The following is a 14,593-nucleotide window of genomic DNA, read 5'->3' as shown; positions in this document are numbered from 1 at the left end:
CGTGGCGCTGTCGCAAAAAACCGACTAGGGCGCGGCCAAATTCGAAAGGCGCTGCAATGACGACACAATCCGCCCCATGGCGCATGCCGCCCGAATGGCACCCGCAGACTCTGCTGTGGATCGGATTTCCGCATATCGCCGCGGAATGGGGCGGGGCGTTCGATCGTGCGCAGCAGCAGATCGCGACGTTTGCCAATGCCGTGGCGCAGAGCGGGCAGGACGTGCGGCTGATCGTGCGCGATGACGCGAATGCGGCCCGGGCGCGCGCGCTGACTTCGGCAAAAGTCACGCTGGAAACCCGCGTTTATGGCGATGTGTGGTTGCGCGATACCGGGCCGCTGGTGGTGTGCGACGGTGCGGGCGGGCGCGCGGCGCGATTGTTCGGGTTCAACGGGTGGGGCGGCAAATATCTGATGCCGGGGGACCAGGAGATCGGCGCCGATCTTTCTGCCGGCGCGGGGCTGCCTGCGACGCGCGCGGACTGGGTGCTGGAGGGCGGGGCGCTCGATGGCGATGGCACCGGGCTGGTTGCGACGACCGAGCAGTGCCTGCTCAATCCCAATCGCAATCCGCATCTGTCGCGCGGCGATCTGGAAATGCGGCTGGCGCGTGATCTGGGGTATGACCGGGTGCTGTGGCTGGGTGAGGGGCTGATCAACGATCACACCGATGGCCATGTCGACAATCTGGCGCGGTTCGTCGGCGCCAACCGCCTGGCGCTGCCGCGTGCGACCGGGCGCGATGATCCCAACGCCGCGATTTATGCCGATGCGGCGGCACGGGCGCGGGATTTTGGCGTTGAGGTGGTCGAGGTGCCGTCGCCCGGGCGGATCGAAACCGACGGGATGATCCAGCCGGCAAGTTACATGAACTTCGTCGTGACCACGCATTGCGTCATAGTGCCGGTGTTCGGATCGCCGCACGATGCCGATGGCGTGGCGGCGATCGCGGCGCTGTTTCCCGGGCGCGACACGATCGGGCTGATGGGGGACGCGGTGCTGGCGGGCGGGGGCGGGTTTCATTGTTCCAGCCAGCATTTGCCGCGCGCCTGATCAGCCTTTTCGGCCGGGCATGAACGGCACCCAGAACGGCGTTCTGGCGCGATAGTGGGCAAACGCCGGGCCGAAGCGGCGGGCGAACCGGGCTTCCTTGACCATCGATCCCGTCACGCAATACGCGGTCAACACCAACGCCACGACGAGCCCGTCAGGGGTGATCGTCGGCACGGTCCATAACGTCAGCGCAAATGCGACATAGATCGGCTGGCGGATCACCCGGAACAGTCCGCGCGTCGGCATCGGTGGATACACCGGCGCCTGGTTGCGCACCACCGCGCGCCAGCCCAGCAGGCCGGTCTGCAGCGCAAAGCCGGCATCGAGTATGGCCTTGAGCAACAGCAGCCATGCGCCGGCATAGCATGTCGCAAAGATCGCGAGCGTGATCCCGTGCGCCTGCCACAGCACGCCGCCGATCGGCGTCCAGCCCAGGAACAGCAGGCCGGTTTGCAGCGATGCAATCAGTGCGTAGGTCGTCGGCATCAGCGATGCGCCGAGGCCCGACGGAGCAAGCCGCCGCAGCACCGCGCCGCCGGGCCTGGACAACATTGCGGTGTGCAGCAGCGGAAACTGCACCAGCAGGAAGGCATCGGCGAACCATGACCAGGGTGCGGGCAGGCGGCCCAGGCCCCAGGTCATGCCGGTGAACAGCACGACCATCATCGCGCCGACCCCGGCGATGAAGGCGATATGGCAGCACAGCCCGTAAAGCACCGCGACCATGATGGCGCCGGGACGCTGAGCAGCGCTTGTCACGCGGGGTGTGGATCGTCGTAAAGCACGCGGTTTTCCGCCCCGATGCGAACCCACAGCATCGCCGCATTGAGCAACGAGTACAACACCGCCACCCATACCAGCCCGAACACCAGCGGCAGCACGGCAATCTCGCTGATCACCACGCAATAATTGGGATGCCGCAGGATACGGAACGGCCCCCCGGTCACCAATGGCGCACCGCGCAACACGATGATCCGGGTGGTCCAGCGCGAGCCCAGCGTGACGAGCACCCAGATGCGCAAGGCCTGCAGCACGGCGAACAGCGCCAGCATCGGCAAATTGACCGGACGGCCCCCGACCGTGGCCCACAGCACGATCAGCCACGTGCCGTGCAGCGCGATCATCACCGGGTAATGCGCCGCGCCGTATTCGACCGCGCCGCGCGCCTTGAGCGCGCGCGTGTTGCGCGACGCGATGACCAGTTCGGCAAGCCGCTGCAGCGTGACGAACACCATGATCGCATAAGGTAGAGTCATGCTGCCTGCCATGTTGGGTGAAACGCCAAATCGCGCGACGAATGACAATCCCCACTCCACTCGTCATCCCGGACTTGATCCGGGATTGTGCTTCCTTTCGCGCCGGGCAGGCGTTGCGTGCGAACCGCGCCGTTGCGCGAAAGGCAGCGGGACCCCGGATCAAGTCCGGGGCGACGAGTGGGGCGGATGTTGGGGAGGAGTGGGCCAGTCCTCGCGCAGACACCGGCTGCATGAATCATCGTGGGGATTTTCATGCAATAAACCTTTTGTCCGTTTTATGTGGAATGATGGCGCGTCGCGACTGTTCCGCTCCCGCGCGCGTGGTGTGCGATTGTTTCCCCGCACCAGGCAAAGGTTCAACGCGCACGGTCTGCCAGCACGTTTTCGCAACCGACATTGGCATGGTAATTTAGTCCGGAATTAACCTGCATGCGCTAGGGCCTTGAACATGACTGACCGTACCGATTGCCAGACCGTCCTGATCGTTTTCGGCACCCGTCCGGAGGCCATAAAGATGTTTCCGGTTGTTCATGCGCTGCGCGGCGACCCGCGTTTTCGCGTGCGCGTGTGCATTTCGGCGCAGCACCGGGGCATGCTGGACCAGGTGATGGCGATTGCCGGGATCACCGCCGATCACGATCTCGATCTGATGCGACCCGATCAGACACTCGATGCGCTGACGGCCGCGTTGCTGACAGGTCTTGGCGGGGTCATGGATGCCGAAAAGCCTGACTGGGTCGTGGTGCAGGGGGATACCGCGACAGCAATGGCGGGGGCGATGGCGGCGTATTATCGCAAGATCCGCGTGGCGCATGTCGAGGCGGGGTTGCGCAGCCATAATATCTATCACCCCTGGCCCGAAGAGGTGAACCGCAAGATCATCGGCACGATCGCCGCGCTGCATTTCGCGCCGACGCAGACGGCCGCCGACGCGTTGCTTGCAGAGAATGTGGCGGCCGATACGATCCATGTGACGGGCAACACCGTGATCGACGCGCTGCAGTGGGTGACCAGGAAGATCGCCGACGAGCCGGCGCTGGCCGGAGGCTTGAGAGAGTTGGAAGCGCGGTTTGCCGGGCGGCGGATTATCGGCGTGACCAGCCATCGGCGTGAAAATTTCGGCGGTGGGCTGGAGGCGATTGCCACCGCGATCCGCACGATTGCGGCGCGGCCCGATGTGGCGCTGATCTTTCCGGTGCATCCCAATCCCAATGTGCGCCGCGTGATGGCTGCGGAACTGGCGGGGCTCGACAATGTCGCGCTGATCGAGCCGCTCGATTATCCGCATTTTGCGCGGCTGCTCGGGATGGCCGAGATCATGTTGACCGACAGCGGCGGGGTGCAGGAAGAAGCGCCCGCGCTGGGCAAGCCGGTGCTGGTGATGCGCGAGGCGACCGAGCGGCCCGAAGGTGTGGCGGCGGGCACGGCGAAGCTGGTCGGGACCGATCCTGTGCGGATCGTTTCCGAAATATTCACGCTGCTCGATGATAAGGCAGCCTACAGCGCAATGGCGCGCGCGCACAATCCGTTTGGCGACGGGCAGTCCGCGCCCCGCATCATGGAGCTATTGGTCAATGCAGGGTGATTTGAAACCGACCGTCTGCGTCGTCGGCCTCGGCTATATCGGGCTGCCGACCGCGGCGATCATCGCGCGTGCCGGGTGCCCGGTGCTCGGGCTCGATGTGTCGGAGCATGTGATCGCCACGATCAACCGCGGGGAGATCCACATCGAGGAAGTCGATCTCGATGGCCTGGTGCGCGGCGTGGTGCAGCGCAAGCTGTTGCGCGCATCGACGCAGATCGAGCCGGCCGACGTGTTCGTGATCGCGGTGCCGACGCCGTTTGCCAAGGACGGGCTGCATACGCCCGATGTGTCGTATGTCATGAATGCAGCGACGCAAGTGGCCGCCGTGATCAAGGCCGGCGATACGGTCATCCTCGAATCGACGTCGCCCGTGGGCACGACCGAAGCGATGCGCGACCTGATGGCCGGGCTGCGCCCCGATCTTAAATTCCCGGGTACGACACGCGAAACGCCTGACGTATCGATTGCCTATTGCCCCGAACGCGTGCTGCCGGGGCGCATTCTGGAAGAGCTGACCAACAACGATCGTTCGATCGGCGGGATCACGCCGCGTTGCGCGCGCAAGGCGCTGGCATTCTACAAGCGCTTTGTGCGCGGCGCGTGCATCACCACCGATGCGCGCTCGGCCGAAATGACCAAGCTGGTCGAAAACGCCTATCGCGACGTCAACATCGCCTTTGCCAACGAACTGTCGATGGTGGCGGATCGCATGGGGCTCGACGTGTGGGAAGTGATCCGGCTGGCCAACCGCCATCCGCGCGTCAATATCCTGCAGCCCGGGCCCGGCGTCGGCGGGCATTGCATCGCGGTCGATCCGTGGTTCATCGTGCACGGCGCGCCCGAGGACACCGCGCTGATCCGCACCGCGCGCCAGGTCAACGACGCCAAGATGCACCATGTGATCGAGCGCGCGTGCACCCTGATCGACCAGCACCCCGATGCGCGGATCGCGTGCCTGGGCCTGGCGTTCAAGGCCAATATCGACGACTTTCGCGAGAGCCCGGCGCGGTTTGCCGCAGCGCGGATCGCGCGGCGCTATGGCGCGCGGGTCGATATCGTCGAGCCGTATGCCTCGGCATTGCCGGTGGAATTTGCCGATACCGGCGCCAGCCTGATCGATATCGATACCGCGCTGGAAACGTGTGACGTGCTGATCGTGCTGGTCGATCATGACGTGTTCCGCGTCGTGCCGCTGGCCGAGCGTGCGGGCAAGGCGGTGTATGATACGCGCGGCATCTGGCCTGATCAGCCCGAGCCCGACGTCGCCACGGGGTTGCGCCTGGCCAGTTGAGCGCCGGTATCGTTAAAAGACGCGCGTTGGGTTAATCTGATAGAGGGGCAGCCGTTCATGCGCCAGACATTGACCCGGGTCCAAGGGCCCGGGGCAATAATCCGGGGCTGGACCCGGGCCTGATCTGTGTTGTGCGGGCCGGGAAATCAAAGGTCTGCCACGCGAATGCCTATCGAACTGATCATCCTGCTGGCTGCGACGGTTGTGTTCGTGGGTGGTCATTTCGCGCTGTCACACCCATTGCGCCGGGCCGCTATCGCGGTGTTTGGCGAACAGGGCTTTCGCATCGCCTATTCGGTGATTGCGGCGGCAGCGCTGGCAATCGGGGCGACGGCGTTTCGCTATGCCCCGCGCGATCCGGTGCTGTGGCTGCCGGGTGTCGGCCCGCAAGTGGCCTATGACGTGCTCACCGGACTGGCGCTCGTGCTGCTGGCGGGGTCGGTGTCGGGCAATCCGGCGCTGCTGGCGCCGGTCAGCGCCGGGCAGACCAACCGCTCGGGCGGGCGCGAGCGCCAGCTTGGCCATCTGCCCAAGGGCGTGTTCGAAATCACGCGCCATCCGATGAATTTCGCCTTTGCGCTATGGTCGCTTGCCGAATTCCTGCTTGCGCCGAATGCGCGCGATCTGGTGTTTTTCGGCGGGCTGGCAGTGCTGGCGATCTATGGTTCGCGCGCGCAGGATCGCAAGTTGACCGCGTTGATCGGCGCGCCCTGGGTTACGTGGATGGAACGGACGCCGTTCTGGCCGGATCTGCGCCGGATCGCGGCGCCCGGCGGTTTGTGGCTGCTGGCGCTGCTGGTCTGGCTGGGGCTGACGTGGTTTCACACGTATGCGCTGCACGCGCCGGTCGGCGTGTGGCTGGCGGATAGCATGCTGAACGGATAACTATTTTTCGTCGTCCTGCGTCGCGCGCCAGCGTTCGCGCAGCACTGCCGATGTGGTGTGGTTGCCGTCATGGCGCCAGCCTGGCTCGCGCACCAGGTAGCCCAGCTTTGCACGAAGCGGCGCGCGCCACAGGTCGCGGCCGATCGCGCGCCATTCGTGAAAAGCAACTGTCACCAGTGAAAACGTACCCAGCTGGTGCACGATGCCATAGCGCACCGGATCGTCATCGCGCTCGGCCTCGAAGCTTTTGAACAGGCGATCCCACACGATCAGCACGCCGGCGTAATTGCGGTCGAGATAGCGCGGATTGGTGCCGTGGTGCACGCGGTGGTGCGACGGGGTGTTCATCACCGCCTCGAACCAGCGCGGCATGCGGCGCACCGCCTCGGTATGAATCCAGAACTGATAGACCAGATTGATGGCGCCCACGGTCAGCAGCATGCCCGGCGCCACGCCGAAAAACGCCGGCCAGATGCGGAATGCGAACGACAGCGCGGGGAACCCGGTCCAGGTCTGGCGCAGCGCGGTCGACAGGTTGTAATGCTGGCTGGAATGGTGGTTGACATGCGCCGCCCAGAACCAGCGGACGCGATGCGCGGTGCGGTGAAACCAGTAATAGTTGAAATCGTCGAGCACGAAGACCGCGATCCAGGTGATCGGCCAAGCCCACCATGCCACCGGCACGGTCGCCACGCGGTGCGCATAGAGCCAGCCCGCGGCAACGACGATCACGCCTGCGACAAGTCCTGCGGCAATCGTGCTGCCAAGACCCATCAGCAGCGAAGTCAGCGTATCGCCGGGCTCGTAGCTGCCTGGTGCATGGCGTGCCGCCCACACCATTTCCACGACGATCGACCCGACGAAAAACGGTACCGCGAAAGGCAGGATATCGAGCCCGGTGGTCGCGGCCTGCTGGGTAATCTGGGCCAAATTCATCATGCGTAGGTTCCGGTTTCGCCGTTCAGGCGGCGCAGGCTCGCGGCCCAGGTCTGGGCCTCGGGGCCCAGATCGAGCGTCAGCGTGCCAAAGCGCGTATCGTTGGTATCGAGCGTGAGCGTGTGGCGATCGAGCCGGATGCCGTTGGTGTCGGTAAGCTCGCGCGCAACGAAGCGCGCGCCGTGACGCCGGATCAGCACCACGCGCCCAGCGCGATTGCGCACCAGTGCGCCGATTCGCGCGCGATCGAGCGTGATGTCGAGCGTGATGTCCTCTGCGGCAAATCCGGGAAAGCTCGCCTCGGCCAGGCTTGCGGCATGGGCCCGGTCGGCAATCCGCACATCGCCGCCCAGCGCCAGCGCGCGGGCAAGCCAGTACAGCCCGACGATCGCGATCAGCGACACCACGACCTCTGCCGCCAGCATCAGCCACGGCCCCACGTCCGGGCGGGCAAACAGCGCGGCAATCTGGGCGCCCAGATGCACATGCGGCGCGTCGGGCGGATGAAGCTTGGCAGCGTGGCGATGCATCAGGGCTTGGCTGCGTTGCCGGCATGTCCTGCGGCCAGGATGTCGATCTGCGCCTGCAGCGGCGACACGTCGTAGCCGGCGTCGGCAGCGGCCTGCGCGATGCGGGCCGGCGCCATGCCGCCGCGTGCCATGGTCAGCGCCCACAACAGGGTCGATCGCGTGCCCGAGCGGCAATAGGCCAATACCGGTGCATCCCCCGCCTGTTTCAGCGCGGCATCGAGCGCGTCGACCTGATTCAGCGAGAAACCGGAATGGCCGACGGGGATCGCGACATAGGCGATGCCGGCCTGCGCGGCGGCGGCGGCGATCGTCGCGCCCGGGGTCTGGTCTGCCGATTCGTCCTCGGGACGGTTGTTGACGATCAGGCCGACGCCCAGCGATTTGGCTGTGGCGACCTGTTCGACACCGATCTGGGGGCTGACCATCAGGCGGTCGTTGATAGTGCGAAACATTGCGCTCACGTCTTTCGTCGTCAAATGGTTGATTTCCGCAAGGTCCGGATTCGGGCGAAGTGCGTGGATTTTCGCCTAGCGGGTTCGATGTGCGAAGGGAACAGCGATGGTCTGGCGTCTATCGTCAGGACACGGAATGGCGAACAGGGCAATAATGCCACAGGGTTTGATGTAAAAACCCCGGCCCTGCATAGATTCTGTTCGCGATTCATGTTTTTGTCGGATATAGTCGGCCTGCAATGGACTAAACCGGTCATCTTGATCGGGGCAGCTCCTGTCGTGCCGCCGGCTCCCGCGTCCGGCTTGCGGCACCGAGGTAAGCTGGAGCGGAAACAAGGTTTATTGATTTTTATGGGTTTTGACAGAGGGCGGCGTCGCGGACGCGACAAGCGCGACGGTTTCGGCGAAGACAGCAATTTCGACCCCTACGGCGGTTTCAGCAGCGGTGGCGGCGGCGGAGGAGGCTTTGATCGCGGCGGCTTCGGTGGCGGCGGCGGTGGTCGCGGCGGCTTCGGCGGTGGCGATCGCGGCGGCTTTGGCGGCGGCGATCGTGCCGGCGGCGGCGGCGGCTTTGGTGGCGGTGATCGCGCAGGCGGCGGCGGTGGCTTTGGTGGCCCGCGCGGCGGCGGCGGTGGTGGCGGCTTTGGCGGCCCACGCGGCGGCGCTGGTGGCGGCGGCGGCGGCGGAATGCCGGCGCAAGTGGTCGGCACGGGCAAGGGTGTCGTCAAGTTCTTCAACACCCAGAAGGGCTTTGGCTTCATCCAGCGTGAAGACGGCGGCGAAGATGTGTTCGTGCACATCAGCGCAGTCGAGCGTGCAGGCCTCGAAGGTCTGGCCGAAGGTCAGCAGTTGCAGTTCAACCTGGTCGATCGCGGCGGAAAGATTTCCGCAGCCGATCTTCAGGTTGTGGGCGACGTGATCGCGGTTGCGGCCAAGGCTGCGGCCCCGCAGCGGCAGCTGACCGGCGAAAAAGCCATGGGCACGGTCAAGTTCTTCAACGCGATGAAAGGCTTCGGCTTCATCACGCGCGAAGACGGACAGCCCGATGCATTCGTTCACATCAGCGCGGTCGAACGGTCGGGCATGCGTGAACTGAATGAAGGCGACAAGCTGGAATTCGACCTCGAAGTCGATCGACGAGGCAAGCATTCGGCTGTCAATCTGGTGCCGCGCCACGATTGACCTGACCGGGGTGTTTGCCTGATCGGCGCTGGTAGCCGGTCACCGACACGACGAATAAAACGCGCAGATGGCGGCCCTTCTAAGGGCCGCCATTTGTCGTTTGCGCGACTATTTTTCCAACAGATCATTTTTCCTACCGCCTCGCCTGAACAGGAGCCAAGCCATGACAATCACCCCGCTGATGCCCGTCTATCCCCGGTGCGGCGTGCGTCCGGTGCGCGGCGATCATTGCCATCTGATCGGTGAGGACGGTACGCGCTATCTCGATTTTGCCAGCGGCATTGCCGTCAATGCACTTGGCCATTCGAACGAACATCTGATCAGCACTATCCAGCACCAGGCGGCGACGCTGATGCATGTGTCGAACCTGTATGGCAGCCCACAGGGCGAATCGATTGCGCAACGGCTGATCGACCTGACCTTTGCCGACACCGTGTTCTTTACAAATTCGGGCGCCGAAGCCGTCGAATGCGCGATCAAGACGGCGCGTTCGTATCACCAGCATCAGGGCAATACCGATCGCTATGAGCTGATCACATTCAACAATGCCTTTCACGGGCGGACGATGGCGACGATCAGCGCGTCGAACCAGGACAAGATGCACAAGGGCTTTGCGCCGATGCTGTCCGGTTTTAAATATGCGCCGTTCGATGACCTGGCGGCGGCCGAGGCGTTGATCGGGCCGCACACCGCAGGGTTCCTGGTCGAACCGATCCAGGGCGAAGGCGGCGTGCGCGATGCCTCGAGCGAATTCATCAAGGGCCTGCGCGCGCTGTGCGACCAGCATGACCTGATGCTGATCCTCGACGAAGTGCAGTGCGGCGTCGCGCGCACCGGTTCGCTTTACGCCTATGAACAGTACGGCGTGGAGCCCGACATCCTGGCAACGGCCAAGGGGATCGGCGGCGGGTTTCCGCTGGGCGCGTGTCTCGCCACCGAAAAGGCGGCGCGCGGCATGGTCATCGGCGCGCATGGCAGCACCTATGGCGGCAATCCGCTGGCGATGGCGGCGGCCGGCGCGGTGCTCGATGTCGTGGCCAATCAGCCGTTTCTCGACAATGTGCAGGCGATGGGTGCGCGGCTGCGCGCGCGGCTGGAACAGTTCATCGGCAATTATCCCGAGATGTTCGAGCTGGTGCGCGGCAAGGGCCTGATGCTGGGGGTAAAGCTGCGCATCGAACCGCGCGCGTTCGTGGCGCATTTGCGCGACAACCACCAGCTGCTGCTGGTCGCGGCCGGCGACCAGACGATGCGGGTCTTGCCGCCGCTGGTCATCGACGACAGCCATATCGATGAATTCATGAACAAGCTGTCGGAAGGGACCGCCAGCTTCCAGGTCAAGGACGCCGCGGCATGATGCGGCACTTTCTCAATCTGGGCGATGCCGGGCCTGATGGCGTGAAAGCCATCCTGAGCGATGCCGTCGCGCGCAAGGCGGCGCGTGCGGGCTTTCCCAAAGGGCAGATCGATGCCGATGCGCCGCTGGCAGGGCGCGTGCTGGCGATGGTGTTCGAAAAGAATTCGACACGCACGCGCGTCTCGTTCGACGTCGGGATGCGTCAGCTTGGCGGCAGCGCGGTGGTGCTCGATGCAGGGTCGAGCCAGCTGGGGCGCGGGGAAAGCATTGCCGATACCGCGCGCGTGCTCAGCCGGATGGCCGACGCGATCATGCTGCGCACCAGCGACCATGCCAAGATGGAAGAGCTGGCGCATTATGCCACAGTGCCCGTCATCAACGGCCTGACCGATCTGTCGCATCCGTGCCAGGTCATGGCGGATCTTGAAACGGTGATCGAACACGGCAAGCCGCTGGCCGGGTTGACCTGGGCATGGCTGGGCGATGGCAACAACATGCTCAATTCGATCGTCGAGGCGTCGGGCCTGTGCGGGTTCGATCTGCGCATCGGCGTGCCGGCCGGTTACGACAGCGATGCCGGGTTCATCGCGCGTGCAGGCGCTGGCGTATCGGTGCTTCGCGATCCGGTGGCGGCCGTCGCCGGCGCCGATATCGTGGTGACGGACACCTGGATTTCGATGGGTCAGGCCGAGGCGGGCGAGAAACTCGCTGCGATGGGGCCGTATCAGGTCAATGCGGCGCTGATGGCGCATGCGAAGGCCGATGCGCTGTTCCTTCATTGCCTGCCCGCGCATCGCGGCGAAGAGGTCACCGACGCGGTCATCGACGGCCCGGCCTCGGTGGTGTGGGACGAAGCGGAAAATCGCATCCACGCGCAAAAGGCGATTTTGCGCTGGGTGTTCGGGCAGATCTGAGCGCGCGATGGCCGAGACGATCCCGTTTGACGAAACCGGCTTTGACCGGACGCTGTCCTTCACCGTGGCCGACCGGGATGCGCGCGGGCGTGTCGTGCGGCTGGGCCCGGTGCTCGACACGATCCTGACTGCGCACGCGTATCCTGCGCCGATTCGCAATCTGCTGGCCGAGGCGCTGGTGCTGACCGCGATCCTGGGTTCGCTGATGAAGGACGACGCCGGACAGATGACCCTGCAGGCGCAGACGCAGGACGGCGTGATCGACCTGCTGGTGTGCGACTATCGCGCCGGCGAATTGCGCGGCTATGTCCGTCATGATCGCGCGCGATTGGATGAACTGGGGCCCAATCCGTCGCTGCATGCACTGTTTGGCGATGGCTATCTGGCGGTGACGTTCGACCTTGCCGAAAGCGACCAGCGGTATCAGGGGATCGTGCCACTGGCCGGCGACACGCTGGCGGCGGCGGTGGAAAGCTATTTCTTTCAGTCCGAACAGGTGCCCACGCTGATCCGCGTGGCGGTGGACTGCAGCGCAGGTCACGCCGTCGCCGCCGGCCTGATGGTGCAGCATCTGCCCGAAGGCGAGGACGGGCGCGAGCGGCTGCATGCGCGGCTCGATCATCCCGAATGGGAACACCTGGCCGTCATGGGCGGATCGGTGCGCCGCGACGAACTGCTGAATGCCGACCTGTCGCTGGAGGCGCTGGTCTGGCGGCTGTTTCATGAAGAGCGCGAAGTGCGTGTCGATCGGGGGCCGCAGCTGTCGCGTGGATGCCGTTGCACGGCCGACTATTACCGGCAGGTGCTCGCGCGGTTTCCGGCGGACGACCGTGCCGACATGGTCGATGACAACGGCGCGATCGTGGTCGATTGCGCGTTCTGTTCGCGCGCATTCGACATCGTGCTGGAGCCCTGATGATGTCTGAAGCACCCCGCGCCGTCGTCCTGTTGTCGGGCGGGCTCGATTCGATGGTCTGTGCCGCGCTGGCACGCGAACAGGGCTATCGCGTGCTGGCGCTGACGTTCGATTACAACCAGCGCCACCGGATCGAGCTCGACGCTGCGCGCAAGGTTGCCGCGCGCGTCGGCGTCGAACGCCATGTCGTGTTGCCGCTCGATCTGCGGCAATTCGGCGGGTCGGCGCTGACCGATGATATCGCGGTGCCAAAGGACGGCCCAACCGACGACATTCCGGTAACGTATGTGCCGGCGCGCAATCTGGTGTTTCTGTCGCTCGCGCTGGCCTGGGCCGAGGCGGCGGGATCGTCCGATATCTTCATCGGGGTCAACGCGCTCGACTATTCGGGCTATCCCGATTGCCGGCCCGAATTCATTGCCGGATTTATGGACCTGGCGCGCCTGGCGACGACCTTTGGCGACAAGGGCGGCAATGTCACGGTCCACGCACCGCTCCAGCATCTGAAAAAAGCCGATATTGCCCGCGAAGCAGTGCGATTGGGGCTGGACACGGGCGAAAGCTGGTCGTGTTATGATCCCATGCCCGATGGAAGGGCCTGCGGCCTGTGCGACAGCTGTCGTCTGCGCCGCGCCGGCTTTGCAGAAGCGGGGATAGAGGATGGTACACGCTACGGAACCGGGCAAACCGGTCCAGGCTGACGACTTGCACACGCCCGGACCCGCTTATGGCTGGTACGCGCTGGGCGTTTTGATGCTGGTCTACACATTGAATTTTATCGACCGGCAGATGCTGACCATTCTGGCGGTCGATATCAAGCGCGACCTGCATATCACCGATGCCGATTTCGGGTTTCTGTATGGCACGGCGTTCGGTGTGTTCTACGCGGTGTTCGGCATTCCGCTGGGCAAACTGGCGGATCGCTGGCCGCGCCGGCGGCTGCTCGCGCTGGGGCTGGCGACATGGTCGGCGATGACGGCGGCATCCGGGCTTGCGGGCAATTTCACCCAGATCGGGCTTGCGCGCATCGGCGTGGGCGTGGGCGAGGCAAGCGCGGCGCCGTGTGGCTATTCGTTGCTGTCGGACTATTTTCCGGCGCGGCGGCGCGCGACGGCGATCGCGATCTATTCTGCGGGCATCTATATCGGCGGCGGCGTGGCGCTGTCGATCGGCACCGGGCTGGCGCACGCGTGGGAACATGCATATGCGGCCGGGATGCGGCCGTTCGGGCTGGCCGGGTGGCAGGTCGCGTTCCTTGGTCTGGGCATTCCGGGGCTGTTGCTGGCGCTATGGGTGCGGACTTTGCGCGAGCCTGTACGCGGCCGGTTCGATACCGCGCCGGTCGTGGTCACATTGGGTACGCGGGCGGCCTGGCGCGAATTCGTGCGCGATGTCGGCACGATCGCGCCGCCGTTCACGCTGATCGCCGCGGCGCGGCGCGGGCGCCGGGCCTTCGGGGTCAATCTGGCGATTCTGGTCGCGGCGATGCTGGCAGCGGCGGGCATGACCGCACTGTTGTCCGATCCGGCGCAGTGGCTGGTGCTGGGGCTGGGGTGTTATGCCGTGGCGTCATGGGCGCAGAGCATGCGGCACACCGATCCCGATGCGTTTGCGCAGATCTGGCAGAACCGGCCGCTGGTGCTGGTGATCATCGGGTACGGGCTAGGCTGCGCGGTGTCCTATGCGTCGTCGGGGTTCGGGCCGTTGTATGCGATCCAGCATTTTCATGCGGCGCCTGCGCAAGTCGCGCTGATGGTGGGCGGCGGCGGCGCGGCGGGCGGTGCGCTGGGAGTGATCGCGGGCGGCTGGCTGGGCGATTTGCTGTCGGGCGGGGTGTACCATTCGCGCCGGGTGCTGGTGGTGTTCGGCGCGCTGCTGTTGTCGCTGATCCCGTATGCAGTGGCGATGAGCGCGCAGTCTGTCTGGGTGTTTTACGCGGCGGTGTTTCCCCAATGGTTCCTGCTGAGCGCCAGCGTCGGCGGATCTGCGGGCACCGTGGTCAATATCGTGCCGCCGCGCGTGCGCGGGACGGCGACAGCGGCATTGCTGCTGGGCGCGACGATCCTGGGGTTGTCGGTCGGGCCGTATGCAACCGGGCGCATTTCCCAGGCGACGCATTCGCTGCAGACCGGGCTGATCGCGGTGCTGGCCGTGCTGCCGTTCGCACTGGTTTCGCTCGCGCTGGCGTGGCGGCATCTCGCAAGGGCGGAGCGTTCAACCGCGCCATAAACCGCTCG

Annotated in this window: 15 protein-coding genes; 10 read left to right on the top strand and 5 right to left on the bottom strand. The window is 65.2% G+C overall.

The window, feature by feature from the left end:
- Nucleotides 1–56: 56 nt before the first annotated feature.
- Complete coding sequence (locus ACOOE2_RS17370; RefSeq protein WP_420384233.1) at nt 57–1,052, top strand: agmatine deiminase family protein; 996 nt, start codon at nt 57–59, stop codon at nt 1,050–1,052.
- Here ACOOE2_RS17370 and ACOOE2_RS17365 read toward each other — a convergent pair whose 3' ends face one another.
- Nucleotides 1,053–1,811: a methyltransferase family protein gene (locus tag ACOOE2_RS17365; protein WP_420384232.1), complete on the bottom strand. Its 759-nt coding sequence runs from the start codon at nt 1,809–1,811 to the stop codon at nt 1,053–1,055.
- Entirely contained in the window at nt 1,808–2,308 is a 501-nt protein-coding gene (locus ACOOE2_RS17360; RefSeq protein ID WP_420384231.1) for an isoprenylcysteine carboxyl methyltransferase family protein, read from the bottom strand. Before ACOOE2_RS17360 ends, ACOOE2_RS17365 begins: the two co-directional genes overlap by 4 nt.
- A gap of 448 nt (nt 2,309–2,756) precedes the next feature.
- On the opposite strand from ACOOE2_RS17360, the gene wecB reads away from it, so the two are divergent.
- From wecB to ACOOE2_RS17345, 3 genes are all read left to right on the top strand, one after another.
- On the top strand, nt 2,757–3,893 hold the full coding sequence (wecB, locus tag ACOOE2_RS17355) for a non-hydrolyzing UDP-N-acetylglucosamine 2-epimerase (protein ID WP_420384230.1): 1,137 nt from the start codon (nt 2,757–2,759) through the stop codon (nt 3,891–3,893).
- On the top strand, nt 3,883–5,184 hold the full coding sequence (wecC, locus tag ACOOE2_RS17350) for a UDP-N-acetyl-D-mannosamine dehydrogenase (RefSeq protein ID WP_420384229.1): 1,302 nt from the start codon (nt 3,883–3,885) through the stop codon (nt 5,182–5,184). Before wecB ends, wecC begins: the two co-directional genes overlap by 11 nt.
- Nucleotides 5,185–5,349: 165 nt before the next feature.
- On the top strand, nt 5,350–6,069 hold the full coding sequence (locus tag ACOOE2_RS17345) for an NnrU family protein (protein WP_420384228.1): 720 nt from the start codon (nt 5,350–5,352) through the stop codon (nt 6,067–6,069).
- Here ACOOE2_RS17345 and ACOOE2_RS17340 read toward each other — a convergent pair whose 3' ends face one another.
- From ACOOE2_RS17340 to ACOOE2_RS17330, 3 genes are read right to left on the bottom strand one after another with little or no spacing between them, the layout of a single operon-like run.
- Complete coding sequence (locus tag ACOOE2_RS17340; RefSeq protein ID WP_420384637.1) at nt 6,070–7,005, bottom strand: sterol desaturase family protein; 936 nt, start codon at nt 7,003–7,005, stop codon at nt 6,070–6,072. It abuts the gene before it with no gap.
- Nucleotides 7,005–7,535, bottom strand: a complete 531-nt coding sequence (locus tag ACOOE2_RS17335) for a hypothetical protein (RefSeq protein ID WP_420384227.1) — start codon at nt 7,533–7,535, stop codon at nt 7,005–7,007. The genes ACOOE2_RS17340 and ACOOE2_RS17335 overlap by 1 nt, the downstream gene beginning before the upstream one ends.
- Nucleotides 7,535–7,987: a TIGR01244 family sulfur transferase gene (locus ACOOE2_RS17330; RefSeq protein WP_420384226.1), complete on the bottom strand. Its 453-nt coding sequence runs from the start codon at nt 7,985–7,987 to the stop codon at nt 7,535–7,537. Before ACOOE2_RS17330 ends, ACOOE2_RS17335 begins: the two co-directional genes overlap by 1 nt.
- 351 nt (nt 7,988–8,338) lie before the next feature.
- Between ACOOE2_RS17330 and ACOOE2_RS17325 the strand changes: the two genes are divergently transcribed.
- From ACOOE2_RS17325 to ACOOE2_RS17300, 6 genes are all read left to right on the top strand, one after another.
- Complete coding sequence (locus ACOOE2_RS17325; protein ID WP_420384636.1) at nt 8,339–9,169, top strand: cold-shock protein; 831 nt, start codon at nt 8,339–8,341, stop codon at nt 9,167–9,169.
- 163 nt (nt 9,170–9,332) lie between these two features.
- Nucleotides 9,333–10,526, top strand: a complete 1,194-nt coding sequence (locus ACOOE2_RS17320; protein ID WP_420384225.1) for an aspartate aminotransferase family protein — start codon at nt 9,333–9,335, stop codon at nt 10,524–10,526.
- Nucleotides 10,523–11,440: an ornithine carbamoyltransferase gene (argF, locus tag ACOOE2_RS17315; protein WP_420384224.1), complete on the top strand. Its 918-nt coding sequence runs from the start codon at nt 10,523–10,525 to the stop codon at nt 11,438–11,440. Before ACOOE2_RS17320 ends, argF begins: the two co-directional genes overlap by 4 nt.
- A gap of 7 nt (nt 11,441–11,447) precedes the next feature.
- Complete coding sequence (locus ACOOE2_RS17310) at nt 11,448–12,356, top strand: Hsp33 family molecular chaperone HslO (protein WP_420384223.1); 909 nt, start codon at nt 11,448–11,450, stop codon at nt 12,354–12,356.
- Nucleotides 12,357–12,358: 2 nt separating this feature from the next.
- Complete coding sequence (queC, locus tag ACOOE2_RS17305) at nt 12,359–13,057, top strand: 7-cyano-7-deazaguanine synthase QueC (protein WP_420384222.1); 699 nt, start codon at nt 12,359–12,361, stop codon at nt 13,055–13,057.
- Nucleotides 13,017–14,585: an MFS transporter gene (locus tag ACOOE2_RS17300; protein ID WP_420384221.1), complete on the top strand. Its 1,569-nt coding sequence runs from the start codon at nt 13,017–13,019 to the stop codon at nt 14,583–14,585. The genes queC and ACOOE2_RS17300 overlap by 41 nt, the downstream gene beginning before the upstream one ends.
- Nucleotides 14,586–14,593: the final 8 nt, after the last annotated feature.

The organism is Novosphingobium sp. (genome assembly GCF_965214355.1).
GTDB lineage: Bacteria > Pseudomonadota > Alphaproteobacteria > Sphingomonadales > Sphingomonadaceae > Novosphingobium.
This window is presented reverse-complemented; position numbering and strand designations above follow the sequence as displayed.

Bases quoted from the DNA above. Each gene is read 5' to 3' on its own strand.
- ACOOE2_RS17370 (WP_420384233.1), top strand. From the start codon at position 57: ATGACGACACAATCCGCCCCATGGCGCATGCCGCCCGAATGGCACCCG.
- ACOOE2_RS17360 (WP_420384231.1), bottom strand. From the start codon at position 2,308: ATGACTCTACCTTATGCGATCATGGTGTTCGTCACGCTGCAGCGGCTT.
- wecB (WP_420384230.1), top strand. From the start codon at position 2,757: ATGACTGACCGTACCGATTGCCAGACCGTCCTGATCGTTTTCGGCACC.
- wecC (WP_420384229.1), top strand. From the start codon at position 3,883: ATGCAGGGTGATTTGAAACCGACCGTCTGCGTCGTCGGCCTCGGCTAT.
- ACOOE2_RS17345 (WP_420384228.1), top strand. From the start codon at position 5,350: ATGCCTATCGAACTGATCATCCTGCTGGCTGCGACGGTTGTGTTCGTG.
- ACOOE2_RS17340 (WP_420384637.1), bottom strand. From the start codon at position 7,005: ATGAATTTGGCCCAGATTACCCAGCAGGCCGCGACCACCGGGCTCGAT.
- ACOOE2_RS17335 (WP_420384227.1), bottom strand. From the start codon at position 7,535: ATGCATCGCCACGCTGCCAAGCTTCATCCGCCCGACGCGCCGCATGTG.
- ACOOE2_RS17330 (WP_420384226.1), bottom strand. From the start codon at position 7,987: ATGTTTCGCACTATCAACGACCGCCTGATGGTCAGCCCCCAGATCGGT.
- ACOOE2_RS17325 (WP_420384636.1), top strand. From the start codon at position 8,339: ATGGGTTTTGACAGAGGGCGGCGTCGCGGACGCGACAAGCGCGACGGT.
- ACOOE2_RS17320 (WP_420384225.1), top strand. From the start codon at position 9,333: ATGACAATCACCCCGCTGATGCCCGTCTATCCCCGGTGCGGCGTGCGT.
- argF (WP_420384224.1), top strand. From the start codon at position 10,523: ATGATGCGGCACTTTCTCAATCTGGGCGATGCCGGGCCTGATGGCGTG.
- ACOOE2_RS17310 (WP_420384223.1), top strand. From the start codon at position 11,448: ATGGCCGAGACGATCCCGTTTGACGAAACCGGCTTTGACCGGACGCTG.
- queC (WP_420384222.1), top strand. From the start codon at position 12,359: ATGTCTGAAGCACCCCGCGCCGTCGTCCTGTTGTCGGGCGGGCTCGAT.
- ACOOE2_RS17300 (WP_420384221.1), top strand. From the start codon at position 13,017: ATGGTACACGCTACGGAACCGGGCAAACCGGTCCAGGCTGACGACTTG.